Source organism: Actinoplanes oblitus, from assembly GCF_030252345.1.
Taxonomy (GTDB): domain Bacteria; phylum Actinomycetota; class Actinomycetes; order Mycobacteriales; family Micromonosporaceae; genus Actinoplanes; species Actinoplanes oblitus.
This window is the reverse complement of record NZ_CP126980.1, coordinates 2,692,149-2,712,796: the sequence shown is the minus strand read 5'-3', so window position 1 is coordinate 2,712,796 and position 20,648 is coordinate 2,692,149. Positions and strand designations below refer to the sequence as shown.

General features: G+C 71.1%; 11 protein-coding genes. 3 read left to right on the top strand and 8 right to left on the bottom strand.

The genetic code is table 11. The features are described from left to right. Positions 1-172: 172 nt before the first annotated feature. Positions 173-2,563 carry a phosphoketolase family protein gene (locus Actob_RS12195; RefSeq protein WP_284920230.1) on the bottom strand — a complete coding sequence of 797 codons (2,391 nt, stop codon included), beginning with the start codon at positions 2,561-2,563 and terminating at the stop codon, positions 173-175. 211 nt (positions 2,564-2,774) lie between these two features. On the opposite strand from Actob_RS12195, the gene Actob_RS12190 reads away from it, so the two are divergent. Next, the gene (locus tag Actob_RS12190; protein WP_284920229.1) at positions 2,775-3,899 is read left to right on the top strand and encodes an FAD-dependent monooxygenase; all 1,125 of its coding nucleotides are present in this window, start codon (positions 2,775-2,777) and stop codon (positions 3,897-3,899) included. A gap of 3 nt (positions 3,900-3,902) precedes the next feature. Here the strand turns inward: Actob_RS12190 and Actob_RS12185 are convergent, their stop codons facing one another. Next, positions 3,903-4,574 carry an enoyl-CoA hydratase-related protein gene (locus tag Actob_RS12185; RefSeq protein WP_284920228.1) on the bottom strand — a complete coding sequence of 224 codons (672 nt, stop codon included), beginning with the start codon at positions 4,572-4,574 and terminating at the stop codon, positions 3,903-3,905. A gap of 105 nt (positions 4,575-4,679) precedes the next feature. Between Actob_RS12185 and Actob_RS12180 the strand changes: the two genes are divergently transcribed. Continuing rightward, the gene (locus Actob_RS12180; protein WP_284920227.1) at positions 4,680-7,703 is read left to right on the top strand and encodes an NACHT domain-containing protein; all 3,024 of its coding nucleotides are present in this window, start codon (positions 4,680-4,682) and stop codon (positions 7,701-7,703) included. A gap of 49 nt (positions 7,704-7,752) precedes the next feature. After that, positions 7,753-10,812 carry an NACHT domain-containing protein gene (locus Actob_RS12175; protein ID WP_284920226.1) on the top strand — a complete coding sequence of 1,020 codons (3,060 nt, stop codon included), beginning with the start codon at positions 7,753-7,755 and terminating at the stop codon, positions 10,810-10,812. A gap of 33 nt (positions 10,813-10,845) precedes the next feature. Here Actob_RS12175 and yicI read toward each other — a convergent pair whose 3' ends face one another. The 6 genes from yicI to Actob_RS12145 all read right to left on the bottom strand — a co-directional run bounded on the left by yicI (position 10,846) and on the right by Actob_RS12145 (position 20,546). Further along, positions 10,846-13,095, bottom strand: a complete 2,250-nt coding sequence (gene yicI / locus Actob_RS12170; RefSeq protein ID WP_284920224.1) for an alpha-xylosidase — start codon at positions 13,093-13,095, stop codon at positions 10,846-10,848. 19 nt (positions 13,096-13,114) lie between these two features. Further along, positions 13,115-13,996, bottom strand: a complete 882-nt coding sequence (locus Actob_RS12165; protein ID WP_284920223.1) for a carbohydrate ABC transporter permease — start codon at positions 13,994-13,996, stop codon at positions 13,115-13,117. A 6-nt stretch (positions 13,997-14,002) separates the two neighbouring features. Further along, entirely contained in the window at positions 14,003-14,884 is an 882-nt protein-coding gene (locus tag Actob_RS12160; protein WP_284920222.1) for a carbohydrate ABC transporter permease, read from the bottom strand. Positions 14,885-14,939: 55 nt separating this feature from the next. Further along, positions 14,940-16,247, bottom strand: coding sequence for an ABC transporter substrate-binding protein (locus Actob_RS12155; RefSeq protein ID WP_284920221.1), 1,308 nt, complete (start codon positions 16,245-16,247; stop codon positions 14,940-14,942). Positions 16,248-16,383: 136 nt separating this feature from the next. Next, positions 16,384-17,400 (bottom strand): LacI family DNA-binding transcriptional regulator, encoded by a 1,017-nt coding sequence (locus Actob_RS12150; protein WP_284920220.1) that lies wholly within the window; start codon positions 17,398-17,400, stop codon positions 16,384-16,386. 239 nt (positions 17,401-17,639) lie between these two features. Beyond that, positions 17,640-20,546 carry a glycoside hydrolase family 3 protein gene (locus tag Actob_RS12145; RefSeq protein ID WP_284920219.1) on the bottom strand — a complete coding sequence of 969 codons (2,907 nt, stop codon included), beginning with the start codon at positions 20,544-20,546 and terminating at the stop codon, positions 17,640-17,642. Positions 20,547-20,648 lie beyond the last annotated feature (102 nt).

Below are 20,648 nucleotides of genomic sequence, written 5' to 3'. Positions count from 1 at the left end.
CCCTGTCGGGTCGTCGGCCAAGGGCTGAGCGTACCGGCCATCCGGGGTCCCCTTCCTCATCGTCGAGTAGGCGTATGCCCTTCACCTTCGCCTCAACCGGCGTCGAAAGAAAGGGTGAAGTATCTCTCCGCCCACACTTTCTTAGGCGGAGAGACCCCCAAACCTGTCTAGATCAACTCTGCGCCCAGTCCCCGAGTGACCAATCCCGCACCTCGGGCATGTCCTCCAGGTGCTCCACCACGTAGCTCTCGTGCTTGACGAGCTGGGCCTCGCACCACGCCTTGAGCTCGGTCGCGCCGCTCGGCAGCCGCCTCGCGTTGTTGATCGCGTCCATCACCAGGTGGTAGCGCGACGCGCGGTTCCGTACGGTCATGTCGAACGGCGTCGTGGTGGTCCCCTGCTCGATGAAGCCGCGCACCCGGAACCGGTCGGCGTCCGGACGGCCGTGCACCAGCTGGTGGATGGCACCCGGGTAGCCGTGGAAGGCGAACACCACGTCCACGTTGTCGGTGAACAGCTCGCGGAACAGCGTCTCGCTCATCCCGTGCGGGTGGTCCTTGGGCCGCGGCAGGGTCATCAGGTCGACCACGTTGACCACCCGGGTCCGCATCGCCGGCAGTCTCTCCATCAGGATCCGGGCGGCCGCCACCGTCTCCATGGTGACCACGTCGCCGGCGCAGGCCAGGACGATGTCCGGGTCACCGGTGCCGTCGTCGGTGCCGGCCCACTCCCAGACGCCGGCGCCCCGGGCGCAGTGCTCGATCGCCTGGTCCATGTCCAGGAACTGCAGCTGCGGCTGCTTGTCGATGACGATCAGATTGATGTACGACCGCGACCGGAAGCAGTGGTCGGCGACCGAGAGCAGGGTGTTCGCGTCCGGTGGCAGGTAGACCCGGGCCACGTCGCCACGCTGGGTCAGCACGTTCTGGATCAGGCCCGGGCCCTGGTGGGAGAACCCGTTGTGGTCGTTGCGCCAGGCGGTCGAGGTGAGCAGGATGTTCAGGCTCGGCACCTTGGCCCGCCAGGGCAGGTGCGACGCCTCCTGCAGCCACTTGCCGTGCTGGATCGTCTGCGACGCGCTGACCATGGCGAACGCCTCGTAGGTGGCGAACATGCCGTGCCGCCCGGTCAGCGTGTACCCCTCCAGCCAGCCGTGACAGTTGTGCTCGGAGAGCACCTCCATCACCCGGCCGGCGCGGCTGAGTTTCACGTCGTCCGGCCCGACCGTCTCCATGAACGCCCGGTCGGAGACCTCGAAGACCGCGCCCAGCCGGTTCGAGTTCGTCTCGTCCGGGCAGAACAGCCGGAACCGGTCCGGGTTGCGGGTGTAGATGTCGCGCATCAGCTCGCCGAGCCGGCGGGTGGACTCGGCCCGGCCGCTCGCCGGGCGCTTCACCTCGACCGCGTAGTCCCGGAAGTCGGGCAGGTCGAGGTCGCGGGTGAGCCGGCCGCCGTTGGCGTGCGGGCTGGCGCTCATCCGCAGGTCGCCGGCCGGGGCCAGGTCACGGACCAGGGCGGTCGGTGCGCCGGTGGCGTCGAAGAGCTCCTCCGGCCGGTACGACCGCAGCCACTCCTCCAGCATCCGCAGGTGGTCCGCGTTGTCCCGGACGCCGGAGAGCGGCACCTGGTGCGCCCGCCACGTCCCGCCGACCGTCACGCCGTCGACCGTCTGCGGACCGGTCCAGCCCTTGGGCGTACGCAAAATGATCAATGGCCAGCGCGGCCGGCGACCGTCCCAGCCGCCCTCGCGCGCCGCGGTCTGGATCGCCCGGATCTTGCCCCAGGCGGACGCGAGCGCCTCGGCGAACCGGTGGTGCATGCCGGGCAGCTCGTCGCCGCCCACCTCGATGATCTCGTAGCCGTGGCCCTCCAGGAGCCGGCGGACCTCGGCCGGATCCTTACGGGCCAGCACGGTCGGGCCGGCGATCTTGGCGCCGTTGAGGTGCAGGATCGGCAGGACCGCGCCGTCGTGCTCCGGGTTGATGAAGGAGATGCCCTTCCACGAGCCCTCCAGCGGGCCGGTCTCCGCCTCTCCGTCGCCGACCACCGCGATGGTCAGCAGGTCGGGGTTGTCCATCACCGAGCCGAACGCGTGGACCAGCACGTAACCCAGCTCGCCGCCCTCGTGGATGGAGCCGGGGGTGGTCACCGACACGTGGCTGGGGATGCCGCCCGGGCTGGAGAACTGGCGGAACAGCCGCAGCATGCCGGGCTCGTCCTGGCTCACCTTCGGATAGATCTCCGAGTAGGTGCCCTCCAGATAGCCCGCGGCGACCAGGGCGGGACCGCCGTGACCGGGACCGGCCAGGTAGATGGCCTGCTGGCCGGTGAGCCTGATGAGCCGGGAGACGTGCGCGTAGACGAACGACAGGCCGGGACTGGTGCCCCAGTGACCGAGCAGCCGCGGCTTGATGTGCTCGGCGGTCAGCGGCTCCCGCAGCAGCGGGTTGCCCTGCAGGTAGATCTGGCCGACGGTGAGGTAGTTGCTCGCGCGCCACCAGGCGTCGAGACCGGCCACCTCGGCGTCGTCGGGTTGGGCGAGCTGGTCGAGCACAGCGGTCACGATCTTTCCTTCCCGGAAGGCTTCGTCGATCCTTACTGTTCCTCCGCCGGGACCCGGTCCGCCAGGGACCTCCGTCCCGTCCGTCCGGGACGTTACCGGGACACAGGTCCCTTGACATGCGGAGCGCCGAAGTGAGCCAGGTCTCCCTTCCGTCCACGGTGGACCCGGTGGAGAGTGAGAGCGGTTCAGTGACCAAGCCCAGGGAGCACCGGTGCCCGCAGTCCGCAAGGTTCTCGTCGTCGGCGCCGGCATCGCCGGGACGGCGGCGGCCATCCGGCTCGCCACCGGCGGTGTCGCCGTCGACCTGATCGACGCGCTGCCCGACGCCGGGGCCGCCGGATCCGGCATCACGCTGCAGGGCAACGCCCTGCGCGTGCTGCGCGAGCTGGGCGTCTGGGACCGGTTGCGGGCGCGCGGTCACGGTTTCGACTCGCTCGGGATCAGGGCCCCCGACGCGCACGGCACGCTGCTGGCCGAGGTGACCGATTTCCGTACGGGTGGGCCCGACCTGCCCGCCGCCTTCGGCACGTATCGTCCCGTCCTCGCCCGGCTGCTGCTGGCGCGGGCGGCGCAGGCCGGTGCCCGGGTCCGGTTCGGCACCAGCTTCACGGCGATCCGGCCGGCCGGCGACGGCGTCGACGTGACCCGCACCGATCACCGCACCGAGCGCTACGACCTGGTGATCGGCGCCGACGGGGTGCGCTCGGCGGTGCGCCGGGAGATCGGCATCGACCTGGTCACCCGGGACCTCGGGATCGACATCTGGCGGGTGGTCACCACCCGGCCGCCGTCGGTGGACCGGACCGAGCTGATCCTCGGCGGCCCGGTGCACATCGCCGGCTACTGCCCCACCGGCCCCGACTCGATGTACGCCTACCTGGCCGAGGCACCCCAGCGCCGCGGCCCGCTGACCCCGGCGGAGTCGCTGGCGGTGGTGCGCTCCCTCGCCGCCCGGTTGCACGGCCCGTGGGACGAGATCGAGTTCACCGACCCGGCCCTGATCAACTTCACCACGTTCCGGACACACCTGCTGGACGGGCCGTGGCACCGGGGCCGGGTGGTGGTGATCGGCGACGCGGCGCACGCCGCTCCCCCGACCCTGGCGCAGGGCGCGGCGATGTCGCTGGAGGACGCCGGCGTGCTCGGCGAGCTGCTGCTCGCCGCGCCGACGGTCGACGACACGCTGTGGAAGGAGTTCACCGCCCGCCGGCTGGAACGGGTGCGGACGGTGGTCGACGCCTCGGTGCGGATGTGCCAGTGGCTCCTGGGCGGCGTGCGCGGCGACGTACCGGGCCTGCACGCCGAGGTGTCGGCACTGGTCGCGCAACCCGCCTGACGCTCAGCCCAGCGGGTTCTCGCCGTCGCGCAGCAGGGTGAGGGCCGGCGCGTACATCCGGGCCTTGATCGTGCCGAGCGTGTCGCCGGCGTTGGCCGCCAGCGTCGAGGCGATCTTGACAGCGGTGGGCAGCACCGCGTCCTCGGCGACCGCGTGGTCGACGATCCCGGCGGCGAGCGCCTCCTCGCCGCCGTACCGGCGGCCGGTGGTCATCGACTCGTGCGCCGCCCTCGGCGTCAGCCGGCTCTGGATCAGCGCGGACATCGCCCTGGTGAACGGGATGCTGATGGCCACCTCGGGCAGGCACCAGAAGCCGCGGTCGGAGCGCATCACCCGGAAGTCGTGCGCCAGCGAGAGCATCGCACCGGCCGCGAAGGTGTGCCCCTGCAGCGCCGCGACGGTGGGCAGCGGCAGGGCGAGGACCCTGGCGAACAGGGCGTGCACCGCGATCGCGTAGTCCTGGAACTCGCCGCCGTTGGCGCCCAGCCAGTCGAGGTCCAGCCCGTTCGAGTAGAACTTGCCGGTCGCGGTGGTGACCAGGGCCTTCGGGCTGTCCGCCTTCTCCACCTCGTCGAGGGCGGTGCCGACGGCGGCGAGCCAGTCGGGGTGGAACCGGTTCTCGGTGTCCCCGAGGTCGAGGATGAAGACATCGTCCTGACGGTCGAGCGTGGGCATGCGGCCTCCCTTGTCGCTGATGTTACCCGCAGGTAACTTCGCTATCTTGGCGCACCCGGCCGGGGCGGGTCAACCGCGCGGCGGGGACCGACCATGATGGACGGCATGGCTCGCTCCCTCGGATACTCGGATGCGGTCCGGCTGCTCGGCGGCCAGGACAGCAAGGTCGTCGCCGCCATCGAGAAGATCACCGGTGGCGTGCTGCTGGCCGCGACGCCGGCGGTGCCGGCGCTGCTCGGGCTCTTCGACGCCAAGGCGGAGCTGGTCCGGCTCGGCCACGACCTGGTCCGCGGATTCGCCGAGCGGCGCAGCGGCCTGTCCCGGTTCAGCCGCACCCAGCGGCTGCAGGCGGCGCACACGGTCATCGTCGTGACGGCGTTCTTCGAGGCGATGGCGGACGCCGGCCTGCCGTTCCGGTTCGACGAGCTGGAGATGACCGGCCAGGAGCAGGAATCGCTCGCCGGCCGCGCCGAACTCCTCACCTTCCCGGGCCGTCTCGACGCGGCGGCCCTGCTCGACCGCTCACCGGTGCGGGCACCCGAGGCCGTCGCGGCCGACCTGCGGAACTACTACCAGGGGCTGGCACAGGTCTTCCTGGCGTTCTGCACCGGGCTGCACGTCTGGGACCGGCTGAGCGCCGGCGAGCGGGACCGGGTCGCCGGCGCGACGGCCGCCGTCCCGGACCGGGCGGTGGCGCGTTACGAGGAGACGCTCCGCCGGCTGATCGTCGACTTTCCCGAGGTGGCCTGCTGGGCGAACCAGCGGGAGCACCGGGCCACCCGCGCCGCGCTGGCCGGGCTCGAGGAGACGCTGCTGGCCATCTCCACCGGCCGGGCGCCGGACCAGCGCCGGGCCGGCCTGGCCCGCGCGTACCGCGCCGAGCTGGGCAAGCGCATCGTCGAGTCGGGTGACGTGCCGGACGGCATCCGCGTCCCGGAGCTCGGCGAGGGCTACGTGCCGCCCCGGTTCCGGGCCGGCGACGTCCATGCCGCCGCCCGGGTGAGCGAGGAGTCCTGGTGGGCCGGTTCCCCGGTCCGCGACGACCTGCAGGAGTTCCTGATCGGGCACCTGACCTCGCCGCGGGCGGTCCGCGCTCCCCTGCTGGTGCTCGGGCAGCCCGGCTCCGGCAAGTCGGTGCTCACCCGGATCCTCGCGGCCCGCCTGCCGGCCGCCGACTTCCTGCCGATCCGCGTCATCCTGCGCGACACCCCGGTCCTCGACGAGGTGCAGGACCAGATCGAGTACGCCATCCGCCAGGCCACCGGCGAGCGCGTCGAGTGGCCGGCCCTGGCCCGCTCGGCCGGCGACGCGATGCCGGTCGTCCTGCTCGACGGCTTCGACGAGCTGCTGCAGGCCGTCGGCGTCAGCCAGACCGACTACCTGATGAAGGTCGCCAGGTTCCAGCGCCGCGAGATCGACCAGGGCCGCCCGGTCGCGGTCATCGTCACCAGCCGGACCGCGGTGGCCGACCGGGCCCGCGCGCCCGAGGAGACCGTGGCCCTGCGCCTGGAGCCGTTCGACGACGAGCGGGTGACCGCCTGGCTGGACATCTGGAACCGGACCAACGCCGCGAACTTCGCCGCTGCCGGGCTTCAGCCGCTCCGGCCGGAGACCGTGCTCCAGCACCGCGGCCTGACCGGGCAGCCGCTGCTGCTGCTGATGCTCGCGCTCTACGACGCCGACCGGAACGCGCTGCAGCGCGCCGGTGCCGACCTGCGCGCCCACGAGCTCTACGAGCAGCTGTTGCGCAGCTTCGCGCTCCGGGAGATCGGCAAGCACCGGGAGGGCCTGCCCGACCGGGAGCTGCGGGCCGCCGTGGAGAACGAGCTGCGCCGGCTGTCGGTGGTGGCGTTCGCGATGTTCAACCGCTCCGTCCAGTGGGTCACCGAGGCCGACCTGGACCGCGACCTCGCCGCCCTGCAGATCTGCGGGCCGGTGAGCACGGCCACCGCCGCCGGCCTGCGGGCGCCGCTGCCCGAGGCCGAGCTGACGCTCGGCCGCTTCTTCTTCATCCACCGCGCGCGGGCCCTGCCGGACGAGACCGCCTTCCAGACGTACGAGTTCCTGCACGCCACCTTCGGCGAGTACCTCGTCGCCCGTCTGACCTGGCAGGTGCTCAACGACCTGGGCGCCCGGGACGCCGCGTCCTCGATGTCGTTCGGCGCGGGTCCCGCCGAGGACGACCTGCTGCGGGCGCTGCTGTCGTTCCAGCCGCTCAGCGCCCGGGGCCCGATCCTCGACTTCCTCGGCCAGATGGCCGACGCCGCCGACCCCGACCGGCGGCGGTCGCTGCGGGACCTGCTGGTGCGCCTCTACCGCGCGGTCAACCACACGCCGCCCGGGCTGCGCTACACCGACTACCGCCCGCAGGCGCCGAGCGAGCCCGCCCGCTACGCGGTCTACGCGGCGAACCTGCTCCTGCTCGCGCTCTGCTGCGACCACGTCCTGTCCGGCAGCGAGTTGTACCCGCAGCCGCCGGACCCGGTGGACGCCTGGCACGGGCAGACCCTGCTGTGGCGGGCCCTGCTCAGCTCCGACGGCTGGACCGGGCTGGTGGACCGCATCCGGCTGAGCCGGGTCCTGGTGGACGGACACCGCGACCTCCGGCTCGCCCTGCACGGTCACACCGATCCCACGTTCGAGCCGGAGTGGACCTTCAACCTGTTCCCGGACGCGCGACCGGACACGTTCCGGCTGGACGACCTGAACTTCGACCAGATCCGCCGGAAGGCCTACTTCCAGTGCAGCATCCTCGAGGACATGGTCCACCACGCCGTGGCGCCGCTCGACGAGGTGCCCGTCCCGCTGATCAACTCCTTCGTCCGCGGCGGGGACGGGACGATCTCGGCCGCCCGCGTCCTGGTCGATCTCTGGGCGAACCCGTCGGCGGAGACCTGCCGGCGTACGGCCGACCTGCTGGCCGCCGGGCTGCCCTGGTCCGAGGAGGCCTGTCGCTACCTGCTGTCCACGCTGCTGACCGGGCTCCGGGCGATCCCGCCGGAGGCGGCCGGAGAGATCGTCCGGCAGCTGGCGGAGTCCGAACCGCTGACCGGTGACGACCGCGCCCAACAGATGATCGCCGAGTGGGCCGGCCGCGGGGTGAAAGGCATCCACCGACGGCTGCAATGACCCTCGTTCGAAAGGCGCGCGGGCCCTCGGCCGGACCATGATGGACGGCATGGCTCGCTCCCTCAGCTACGCGGACGCGGTCCGGCTGCTCGGCGGCCAGGACAGCAAGGTCGTCGCCGCCCTCGACGACATCGTCGGTGGGGTGCTGCTGGCCGCGACCCCGGCGGTGCCGGCGCTGCTCGGGCTCTTCGACGCCAAGGCGGAGCTGGTCCGGCTGGGCCACGACCTGGTCCGCGCGTTCGCCGAGCGCCGCGGCGGCCTGTCCCGCCACAGCCGGACCCGGCGGCTCGAGGCCGCCCACACGGTCATCGTGGTCACCGCCTTCTTCGCGGCCCTTGCCGACGCCGACCTGCCCGTCCCGTTCCGGGATCTCGGACTGACCGACGCGGACCGTCTGCGCCTCAGCGGCGGCGACGCGCTCGACTTCCGGGACCGCCTGAACGAGGCCGACATCATGCTCCCCTCGCCGGCGGAGGCGCCCGAGGACTACCTGCCGGAGCTGCACGACCACTATCGATACATGGCCCAGGCGGTCAGCCGGTTCGTCGACGGTCTCGCCGTCGGCGAGCGTCTCACCCACGCCCAGCGCAAGCAGTTCGCCGACGCGCTGGCCCAGCTGCCCGAGCGAGCCTGCCGGCGTTACGAGGAGTCGTTCCGGCGGCTGGCGGCGGACTTCCCCGAGGTCGCCTTCTGGGCCGGTCAGCGGGAGCACCGGGCCACCCGGGCGGCCCTGGCCGGGCTCGAGGAGACGCTGCTGGCCATCTCCACCGGCCGGGCGCCGGACCAGCGCCGGGCCGGCCTGGCCCGCGCGTACCGCGCCGAGCTGGGCAAGCAGATCGTCGAGTCGGGTGACGTGCCGGACGGTATCGGAGTGCCGGAGCTCGGCGCGGGCTACGTGCCGCCCCGGTTCCGGGTCGCCGCGGTCACCTCCGCCGGCCCGTTGAGCGAGGAGTCCTGGTGGGCCGGCTTCCCGGTCCGCGACGACCTGCAGGAGTTCCTGATCGGGCACCTGACCTCGCCGCGGGCGGTCCGCGCACCGCTGCTGGTGCTCGGGCAGCCGGGCTCCGGCAAGTCGGTGCTCACCCGGATCCTCGCGGCCCGCCTGCCGGCCGCCGACTTCCTGCCGGTCCGGGTCGTCCTGCGCGACGTCCCGGCCGCCGAGAGCGTGCAGGACCAGATCGAGTACGCGATCCGCGCGGCCACCGGCGAGCGCGTCGAGTGGCCGGCTCTGGCGCGTTCGGCGGGCGATGCGATGCCGGTCGTCCTGCTCGACGGCTTCGACGAGTTGCTGCAGGCGGCCGGTGTGAGCCAGACCGACTACCTGGTGCGGGTGGCGCGCTTCCAGGAGCGGGAGGCGGGGCAGGGCCGCCCGGTCGCGGTGATCGTGACCAGCCGGCTCGCGGTCGCCGACCGGGCGCGGGCGCCGCAGGAGTCCGTGGCCCTGCGTCTGGAGCCCTTCGACGACGAACGGATCACCGCCTGGCTGGACATCTGGAACACCGTCAACGCGCGGAACTTCGCGTCGAGGGGCTTGGCGCCGCTCGCCGCCGAGGCGGTGCTCGCCCACCGGGACCTCGCCGGGCAGCCGCTGCTGTTGCTGATGCTCGCGCTCTACGACGCGGACGGCAACGCGCTGCAGCGGCTCGGCGCCGACCTGCGCGCCGACCAGCTCTACGAGCGGTTGCTGCGCACCTTCGCCGGCCGGGAGATCGCCAAGCAACGGCCCGGTCTTCCCGAGCCGGCGGTGCCGGCCGCCGTCGAGAGCGAGCTGCGGCGGCTGTCGGTGGTGGCGTTCGCCATGGTGAACCGGGCGGCGCTCTGGGTGACCGAGAGCGACCTGGAGCGGGACCTGCTGGCGCTGCTCGGGCCGGGCCGTCCGCCGGCCGGCGCCGACCTGCGCACCCCGCTGGGCGGCGCCGAGCTGACCCTCGGCCGGTTCTTCTTCATCCACCGGGCGCGGGCCGCGCGGGACGGCGCCCGCCTGGCGACGTACGAGTTCCTGCACGCCACCTTCGGCGAGTTCCTGGTGGCCCGTCTCACCTGGCAGGTGCTGCGCGACATGGCCGCCCGGGAGGCCGCCTCGACGATGGCGTTCGGCTCCGCCCCGGCCGACGACGACCTGCTGCGCGCGCTGCTGTCGTTCCAGCCGCTCAGCGTCCGGGGTGCGATCATCGAGTTCCTGGAGCTGATGGCGCAGCCGGTCGACCAGGCGGAGCGGCAGGTGCTCGCCGCGGTGCTGACCCGGCTCTACCGCAACGTCAACCACACCCCGCCGGGAAGTCTGTTCGCCGGCTACCGCCCGCTGTCCCCGGGCGAGCCCGCGCGGTATGCCGCCTACTCCGCGAACCTGCTGCTGCTCCTGCTCTGCGTCGACGGCCCGATCCTGGTCAGCCGGCTCTACCCCGAGCACGGGGACATGGCTCTCCCCTGGCGCGCGCAGGCGATGCTGTGGTGTTCCCAGCTCGGCCCGGACGGCTGGACCGGCCTGGTCGACACGATCGACGCCGAGCGGTTCTGGGACGGCGACCGGCGCGACCTGCGGCTCCGCCTCTCCGCGGGACCGGGCGCCCCGCCCATCGACCCGGACTGGACGTTCGGGGTGTTGCGCGACAGTCCCTATCGCGCCTCCACGTACTACAACCTCGGTCCGGAGATGATGCGCCGCCGCGCCAATCTGCTCTGCGACCCGGAGGCGGACGTGCTCAACCACGCGGTGGAGCCGCTGGCCGGCTCGTTGGACGTCGCCGTCAACACCTTCGTGCGGATGTCCGGGGACAGCTCGGTGGCCGCCGCGCACGCTCTGCTGGATCTGTGGCTGCGCCCGACAGCGGAGGGCTACCGCCGCTGCGCCGAGATCGCCGCCTCCGACTTCCCGCCGTGGGGTGACGACGACTACATCCGATACGGGTCGCTGGTTCTGCACCGGCTCCGTGCCGACGACCAGATCACCGCGACACTGGCCGCCGAGGTGGCGAGGCGCCTTGCGCGAGTGGACCGGCCGCGGGTGCGCGAGCCGCTGTCGAAGGCGGCGAGCTGGATGCTCACCCGGTTCCGGGACGATCCGGAGATCATCGAGACGGTGGGCCGGATTCCCGGCGGACCGGAGTGACCGGCGGAGCCCGATGGGCCCCGCCGGTCACAGCTAGCCCAGGGTCAGGGTGCAGCCGTCCTGATCGGCGGCCAGCTCGGTGACCTCGTCACCCAGCCGGACCCGCCACGGCAGGGCCTCGCCGCTGCGCCCCACCCGAACCTCGTCACCCGCGCGGACCACGGTGAACACCGTGTCGGCGCCGGCCGGGCCGGGGACGACGACGGCGGTGCGGTCGAAGGACGGATCGAACAGTCGCAGGGTCACCCCGTCCCGGTAGTCGTAGTCCGGCCGGTCCTGGCGGGCGCCCACCGGGATCACCGCGCCCGGCCGGACCAGCAGCGGCACGCTGTCGAAGCCGTGCGTCTCGCGCACCCAGCCCGGCCCCTCGACGACCTCGCCGGTCAGGTAGTGGGTCCACCGCCCGGCCGGCACGTAGTACGACACCTCCCCCGAGGCGCTGAACACCGGTGCCACCAGCAGGTCCCCGCCGAGCAGGTACTGCCGGTCCAGGTAGGTGACCGCCGGGTCGTCCGGGAACCCGAGGACCATCGGCCGCATCACCGGCAGGCCGGTCAGGTGCGCCTCGCGGGCCGCGCCGAACAGGTACGGCATCAGCCGGTACTTGAGGTGGGTGAACGAGCGGAGCACGTCGACCGCCTCCTCGTCGAAGTTCCACGGCACCCGGTACGACTTCGACCCGTGCAACCGGCTGTGCGAGGAGAGCAGCCCGAACGCCACCCACCGCTTGAACACCGCCGGGTCGGGCAGCCCCTCGAACCCGCCGATGTCGTGACTCCAGAACCCGAACCCGGACGACATCAGCGACAGCCCGCCGCGCAGGCTCTCCGCCATCGACTCGAACGAGCCGGTGTTGTCGCCACCCCAGTGCACCGGGAACTGCTGGCCGCCGACAGTCGCCGAGCGGGCGAAGAGCACCGCCTCGCCCTCCCCCTTGGCCTCCCGCAGCACGTCGAAGACCACCTGGTTGTAGATCTGCGTGTAGTAGTTGTGCATCCGCTCCGGGTCGGACCCGTCGTGCCACACGATGCCGTCGACCGGGATGCGCTCGCCGAAGTCCGACTTGAACGCGTCGACGCCCATCTCGACGAGCGCGCGCAGCTTCGACGCGTACCATTCCCGCGCCGCCGGATTGGTGAAGTCGACCAGGGCCATCCCGGCCTGCCACCGGTCCCATTGCCACACGTCACCGTTCGTCGTGCGGACCAGGAAGCCGTTCGCCTTCCCCTCGGCGAACAGCGGTGAGCGTTGCGCGATGTAGGGGTTGATCCAGAGGCAGACCTTGAGGCCCTTGCCGGCGAGGCGCTTCAACATGCCGGCCGGGTCCGGGAAGATCCGGGTGTCCCACTCGAAGTCACACCAGTTGAATTCGCGCATCCAGAACGTGTCGAAGTGGAAGACCGATAGTGGCAGGTCCCTGTCGGCCATGCCGTCGACGAACTTGTTCACCGTCTCCTCGTCGTAGGAGGTGGTGAACGAGGTGGTCAGCCAGAGTCCGAAGGACCAGGCCGGCGGCAGCGCGGGCCGCCCGGTCAGCGCGGTGTACCTGCGGATCACGTCGGCCGGCGTCGGGCCGTGGATCACCAGGTAGGACAGCGCCTGCCCGGCCACGCTGAACTGGGTGCGGGTGACCATCTCGGAGGCCACCTCGAAGGAGACCTTGCCGGGGTGGTCGACCAGGACGCCGTAGCCGGCGTTGGTGAGGTAGAACGGGACGTTCTTGTAGGACTGCTCGCTGCTGGTGCCGCCGTCCTCGTTCCAGATGTCGATGCTCTGGCCGTTCTTGATCAGCGGCCCGAAGCGCTCACCGAGGCCGTAGACGACCTCGCCGACCCCCAGATCGAGCTGCTCGTGCACGAAGTCACCGGCGGCACCGGAGACGACGCCCATCCCCTTCCAGCCGCTCCCGGTGATCCGCTTGCCGCCGGCCAGGAAATCCAGCCCCCAGTGGTCGCCGGTGTTCACCCGGGCGGTCAGCGCGCCGGAGGTGAACTCGGTCTCGGAGACCGCGACGTCGGCCGCCGCGGCCGTGATCGGGAAGACCGGACTCTTCGGTACGCCACCCTGGAAGTGCTCGATGGTGACCCGGATGACGTCGTCCATCGGCGCGGACAGGGTGACCGTGATCAGCGGAGCGTCGAGGGTGTCCCCCCGGTCCTGAATACGCTTGGTGGCGGCGTACACGGTGAGCGAGTCCGGTCCCGGGACGCTGTCCAGATGGTGGGCGGGATGCAGAACAGTGAGGCCGTCGCGCTTACGCCAGTAACCGTCGGTGAACTTCATGTGTGTCCTTTTCTAAAGATCACTTGATGGCGCCGGCGGCGATGCCGCGCGTGAGGGTCCGCTGGAAGATCAGGAAGAAGACCATCGCCGGGACGATGCCGATCAGCGCGGAGGCGCTGGTGGTCGTGGCGTCCATCATCCGGTCGCCCTGGAGCACACCCAGGGCCACCGGGACGGTCTGGTTGTCGTTGGAGATCAGGAAGATCAGCGGCAGGAAGAACTCGTTCCACGTCCAGATGAAGAAGAACGTGAACAGCACCGCGAGGGTCGGGCGGCTGACCGGCACCACCACCCGCCAGAGGGCCCGCCACCGGCCGGCGCCGTCGATCGCCGCCGCCTCCAGCAGTTCCTTGGGGAACTCGGTGTAGACCGAGGTGAGCAGGTAGGTGCCGAAGGCGCTCTGGACGACGGTGAAGATGATGATGATCGAGAACAGGCTGTCGTAGAGGCCGAGCTGCTTGGCCAGGTAGTAGAGCGGGTAGACCAGCACCTCCTGCGGCAACAGGTTGGCGACCAGGAAGAAGACCAGGAACCAGATCCGGCCCTTGACCCGGCCGATGCCCAGCGCGTACGCGTTGAACACCGACAGGATCACCGCCAGCACCGCCACCACCAGGCTGGTGAGGAAGCTGTTCCAGAGCTTGAGTCCGAAGTCGACCCGGTTCCAGAAGTCGACGATGCCCGTCCAGTACAGATGATCGGGCACCGACAGCGGCCCGTGCGACGCGTAGTCGGCCGGGCTCTTGACCGCGTTGACCGCGACCACCAGCAGCGGCGCGACCATCAGCAGCAGCAGGACGAGCAGGCCGGCCAGGATGAGGAAGCGGCCCGGCCGCCGCTCCCGCGACGGTTGTGGGGTTTCGGTACGACGTTCCGGCGCCCGGGTGGCGGTGACAGTCATCGGTCATCAGCTCCGCTCGGCACGGTTCTGCAGGCGCAGGAAGACGAAGGCCAGCACGACGATCAGCACGGTGAGCACCGTGGAGATCGCCGAGCCGTACCCGACCTGGGCCTTCTCGAAGAAGTTCTTGTAGGCGAAGTAGGACGGCACCAGCGTCGCGTTGCTCGGGCCGCCGCGGGTCAGCACGAAGATCTGCCCGAAGATCTTGAGCGAGGCGATGGTGGTGGTCACCAGGACCACGTACAGCTCGGGCCGGATCATCGCGATGGTGATCTTCCGGAACCGCTGCCACCAGGTCGCGCCGTCCAGGTCGGCCGCCTCGTAGAGCTCCGGGTCGATGCGCTGCAGCCCGGACATGAACATGACGATCGGATAGCCGAGCTGGAACCAGATCATCACGGCCATCACGCTGTACAGGGCGTACTTCGGGTCACCGAGCCAGTTGCGGGCCAGCGAGCCGAGCCCAGCCGCCGCCAGGATCCGGTTCAGCGCGCCGTAACTCGGGTGCAGGATCCAGCCCCAGATGATGCCGGTGACCGCGACCGGCAGCACCTGCGGCAGGTAGTAGCCGGACCGCAGCGCCGAGGCCCACCGGTCGGAGAACCGTTTGGCCACGTAGTCGAACAGGACCGCGGCCAGGACCAAGCCGAGGAAGGTGGGCACCACCGCCATCGCGATGATCAGCAGCAGGATGTGCCCGAACGACGCCCAGAAGTTGGCGTCCTCGAAGAGCCGGGTGTAGTTCTCGACACCGACCCAGCGAGGGCTGCCGATCCCGGTCCACTTGGTGAAGCTGATGTAGATCGTCATCACCAGCGGGACGATGATCACCGCGGTGGAGGCGACGATGCCGGGGATGAGATAGACGGCGTATCCGCGATTCTTCACGACCGGAACCTTTCTTCGTCGTGGGCGGCCCCTTCGAAGCCGCCCACGACCCCGCTCACTTACCTAGGTCGGCCAGGTTCTCGGTGTACGGCTTGGCGATCTCGTCGAGGAACGCCTGCGGCGTCTTCGAGCCGTTGATCAGGCCCTGGGTGCCGGCGACCAGCACGTCGTAGTAGCCGGGGGCCGGCCAGTCCGGGTAGAACGCGAGCCCGTCCGAGGAGGTGAGCTTGTTGAAGTTGGCGATCAGCTCCTTGTTCTTGGCGTCGGTGATCGCCGCCGGGTCCGCCGCCACCGGGACACCGCCGCTGTTGCCGAGCAGGTTCTGCACCTCGGGCGACATGGTGATGTCGATGAAGTCGTACGCCAGGCTCTTGGCCTTGCTCTTCGCCGGGACCACCCAGAGGTTGCCGCTGGAGCCGGGGTGCAGGCTGTTGCCGGGGAACAGGAAGGTGCCCCAGTCGAAGTTCTTCACCTCGCTGGCGAAGCGGCCGTACCACCAGCTGCCCGAGACCAGCATCGGGAACTTGCCCTGCTCCCAGGAGACACCCATGTCCTCGGCCTTGATGCCGGCCGAGTCCTTGCTGAGGTAGCCCTTCTTCACCCAGTCGGCGAAGGTGCTGGCGCCGTAGCTGAGCACCGGGCCGTTGAAGTCCACCTTGTGCTTGTAGAGCTGGTAGTCGTCGATGAACGCCCGGTCGGCCTTGGCGAGGGCCAGCTCGTAGAAGATCTGCTGGGCCGGGTACTCGGCGCCGCCGACCGCGAGCGGGGTGACCTTGTTCTTGACGAAGGTGTCCATCGCGGCGGTGAACTCGGCGAGCGACGTCGGCACGGCGATCTTGTACTTGTCGAACATCGCCTTGTTGTAATAAACCATGACGTATTCGCCGTAGTTGGGCACGCCGTAGAACTTGCCGCTGCCCATGATGCCGTCGTCGTCGTACTTCGCGGTGGTCTGCAGGCTGCCGCTCAGCTTGGCGTCCCAGCCGCGCTTGCTCACCTCGTCGGAGAGGTCGGTGAGCAGTCCCTGCTTGGAGAGCAGGCCGGCGGTCGCGTTGCCCTTGTTGTACTCCAAGATGTCCGGCGCGCTGTCCGAGTTCAGGATCATCTGGGCGTTCTGCTGGATCTGTTCGAAGCTCTTCTCCTCGAACTTGACCTCGACACCGGGGTGCTTGGTCTTGAAGATCTCGATCGCCTTGTTCCAGGCGACGCCCATCGCGCTGGTCGGGCCCTCGTAGTGCCAGAGGGTGAGCGTCTTGGCGTCGGCGCCCTCGTCGGCGGAGTCGCCGCCGCCACAGGCGCCGAGGGCGAGCGCCGTGGTCATCAGGAAAGCGCCGGCCAGCAGGCCACGCCGCGAAGTGATCATGTGGATGTCCTCCCAGGGGGACTGGCTGAGGAGTGGGGGCGAGCCGCAGTCGAAACGCTTCGACGAATCGACAGCCTCTGTCGAAGCGCTTCGACAACCGCCTTGCGCAGACGCTATGAAACCGGCGACGGAGATGTCAACGGTGTGACGGCGGGATTTCCCGGCAGCTGTCCCGCTCGGCCAGGCTCGGCTCGAGCAACCGGGTGAACTCGACCCGGCGGTGGTCCAGCAGCCGCATCGCCGTCTCCACGGCGAGCGTCCCGACGTCGTGCGCCGGGATGTCGATCGAGGTCAGATTGACCGGCATGCTCGTCGCCACGTCGCGCGGGCAGATCGCCACGATCGCGACGTCCTCCGGCACCCGCCGGCCGGCGGCCCGCAGCAGGTCGAGGAGCGGCCGCAGCGCCTCCTCGTTGTGCACCACCAGGGCGGTCAGCCCGGGCAGTTCGGTGTCGAGGTCGGCCAGGGCGGCCCGGACACCGTCGGTACCCGGCTCGGTCGGGTGGGTGGCGGTGCGCAGGCCCAGGTCGGCCGAGGCGCGCAGGAAACCGGTCAGGAACCGGTCCGCATAGGTCGTCTGGCGCTGGTAGACCGCCGGGGACGGGCCGACCAGCCCGATCCGCCGGTGCCCGTGCCCGGCCAGATGCCGCAGCGCGAGCGCCGCCGCGGCCTCGAAGTCCAGGTCCACGCAGGCGATGCCGGCATGGTCGGCGGGCAGGCCGATCAGCACCGACGGCTGCTTGAGCCGGCGGATGGCCGGCAGGCGCACGTCGTCGCGTTCGATGTCCATCAGGATCAGCGCGTCGACCATGGTGCTGTGCGCCACCCGCTCCAGGCCGGCGGTGCCCTCGTCCTTGGTCAGCAGCAGCACGTCGTGGTTGTGGGTGCGGGCCGCGGTGACCACCGCGGTGGCGAACTGCATGATGACCGGCACGTTGACGTCCACCCGCAGCGGCGCGACCAGGGCCAGCACGTTCGTCTTGCTGCTGGCCAGGGCGCGGGCGCCGGCGTGCGGGTGGAAGCCCAGCTCGGCGATGGCGGCCTGGACCCGGGCCCGGGTCTCCGCGGAGATCGGGCGGCGGCCGCTCAACACGTACGACACCGTGCTGGGCGACACACCTGCCGCCCGGGCGACGTCGTTGATCGTCGGCACTGCGCCTCCCCATGTCTCCCGGTCCCGGCCCACGACCGCGCTCCCCTCGCCGATCCTAACCACCTGCGTGATCACGCACCGCACACGCGAGGGGGCCGTCCCACCACGACCCGGCGCCCGGACGGCTCGGTGCGCGGGGTGCGGGGTGGCGTGTGGAGTCCGGGTGTGTTGGGACACCCGGACTCCACACGCCGGTCGCGGCGGGGAACCCGCTCCCATCCGATTCCCCGCCGCGAGTCTCATCGGATCCGGAAGGACGCCACCCGCAATCCCGGACTGAGCACCAGATAGACGTCCTGCCGGCCGCGCACGGCCGCCACCGGGGCGGACACTTCGGCGTACGAGTACACGCCCCCGGTGCCGGCGACGGTGGCCGTCCCGAGCAGGCGCCCGGCCGGGGAGCCCAGCCGCAGCTGCACCGACCCGGCGCCCGCCGCCCGTACCGTGAAGCTCTTGCCGCCGCGCAGCGCCGCGTCGCGGAAGACGATCCAGTCACCGGCGGCGACCGCCCCGACCACCGTCCCGCCCGCCTTGCTCTCGTCGAGCAGCCGGGCCCCGGAGTAGTCGTCGAACGTCTCGGCCCTGGTCATCGCGGACAGGTCGCGGGCCGGGATGGTCTCGCCGCGCACCGGCAGGGCGGCCCGTTGCCGGATGTCGCTCGACGACGCGCCGACCAGGATGTCGTAGACCGAGGTCTCGGTCACCCAGCGTTGCCGGGTGACGTCCCAGTGGGCCAGGTCGCGCGGTGTCAGCGTGAACGTCACGGTCCTGCTCCGGCCGGCCGCGAGGTGCACCTTCTGGAAGCCACGCAACGTCTTCACCGCCGTGACGTCCCGGGAGGTGCGCTGGTGGGTGTAGAGCTGGACCACCTCGTCGCCGGCCCGTTTGCCGGTGTTGGTGACCGTCACGCTGACCTCGCCGCCGCCGGCCTTGAGCCCGGAGTACCGGAACGACGTGTACGACAGCCCGTGGCCGAACGGGTAGAGCGGCTTCGTGCCGGCGTACTGGTAGGTCTGCCGGGACTTGATGATGTCGTACTGGTTCAGGTCGGCGGGCAGGTCGGCGGCCGACATCGGCCAGGTCGACGTCAGCCGGCCGGCCGGGTCGACGTCGCCGTAGAGCACGTCGGCCAGCGCGTGGCCGGTCTCCGCGCCGGCGTGCGTCGTCCATACCACGCCCGGGACGCCCCGGGCCGCGAGGCTGATCGGGTAGCTGCTCTGCAGCACCACCACGGTCCGCGGGTTGGCCGCCCGCACCGCCGTGATCAGGGCCTCCTGCCGCGCGCCCAGGCTCAGCCCGGTACGGTCGTGCGCCTCGCGCCCGGCCACGAACGGGTTGGTCCCGACCACCACGACGGCGGTCTGCCGGGTGCGCGCCGCGTCGGCGGCCGCCCGCACCCCGTCGACCAGCACCTCCTTGGCGAAGTGGGCGGCACCGGCGGCTGTCGCCGAGCCGAGACCGAGCTTGCCGTCGGCGCCCACCGTCACGTAGGTGTTCGCGCCGAACCAGCTCTCCTGCGTCTCGTAGCCGGCGTAGTGCAGCACCACGGTCCCGTCGCCCTGGTCCTCCACCTTGAACTGCTGCTGGACGAACCACCCGGTAGGCGCGGTGTCGTGGGTGACGAACGGCCCCCAGTTGTAGGCGAGGTACTTGCCGTTCGCGGCGTTGCGCAACGTGGACACCCCGTCGCCCCAGTCCACCGTGTCGAACTGGGCGGCGCCGCCGGTCGAGGTGGCGGTGGCGGTGACCGCGTCCGGGTCGGCGGCGGTCACGTAGCGGCCCGTGGTGACGTCCTTCAGCGCGATCCGGTCGGCGCCGGTCGCGCCGACCGTGGCGGAGGCACGCTCGGTGATCCCGTCGAGCGCCGTCACCGCGTACGGGAGCTGTCCGCCGTACCAATCGGTGTAGAGCGTGTCCGCGAGCGGGCCGACCACCGCGACCGAGCCGCCCGCCTTGATCGGCAGAATGCCGGACGCGTTCTTCAGCAGCACCATCGCGTCGGCGGCCGCCTCCCGGGCGAGCTTGCGGTGCTGCGGGCTGTCCACCACCGAGGCCGGGATCGTGGCGTACGGACCGCCGTCCGGGTCGAACTCGCCGAGCCGGAACCGGATGCTCAGGGCGTCACCGACCGCCGTGTCCACCTGCTTCTCGGTGAGCAACCCCTGGTCGAGGGCCTGCTGGAGCGCGGTGACGGTGGGCTCGCCGTTGGTGTCGTTGACAGTGAAGCTGTCCAGCCCGGCCTTGACCACCGCGGCGTCGGCCTCGGCCTGGGTGGCGAAGTAGGCCTGCGAGCCGGTCAGGTTGGTCGGCGCCCAGGCGTCGGTGACGTTGTAGAGCCGCTGGTCGCTCCAGCTCCGGACCAGGCCGGCGAGATCCGGGTCGACGGTGGCCGGCCGGCCGTTGATCAGGTTGTAGGAGGACATCACGCCGGTCGCCGCGTGGTGGCGCAGCGGGATCTCGAACGGCTTGCGGTCGTACTCGTTGAGCACCCGCTGCGGCACGTTCGACGAGGTCTGGTCGCGCTTGGTCTCGTTGTTGTACGCCGCGTAGTGCTTGAGCGTCGGCGCCGTCTTCAGGTGCGCCGGATCGTCGCCCTGCAACCCCTGCCCGTACGCGGTGGCGATCGCCCCGGTCAGGAGCGGGTCCTCGGAGTAACCCTCCTCGTTGCGCCCCCAGCGCGGGTCGCGCAGCGGGTTGACCACCGGCGCCCACAGGTTCAGGCCCCACACCGTCGGGTTGCCCGCGTGCAGCCCGCGCGCCTCGTCGCCGACGGCCGCGCCGACCCGCCGGATCAGCTCCGGGTCCCAGGTGCTGGCCAGGCCGACGGCCTGCGGGAAGACCGTCGCCGTCGCGTCGACCTTGGCGCCGCCGGCGGCGTAGTCGTTGGACCAGGCCACGCCGTGCAGGGCCTCGGTGCCGGACTTGAAGACGGCGAGCCCGAGGCGCGGGATGGCCGGTTGGTACTGGTGCAGCAGGGACAGTTTCTCGGTGAGAGTGAGCCGGCCGACCAGGTCGTCGATCCGGGCCGGCAGCGGCAGGGCCGGGTCGCGGAACGGCAAGGACTCGGCGGCATGCGCCGGGGTGGATGTCAGCGGGACGGTGAGCAGAGCGGCCGCCAGCAGGGCCAGGCCGCGTCTTCCGCGCATGGGTGATCTCCCTCGATGACCGGACGGTGGCTAATCGAAGCGCTTCGACGACTGCGGCTCACCATAGATTCAGGCCGATGCGGGAAGCAATAACCTCGCGGA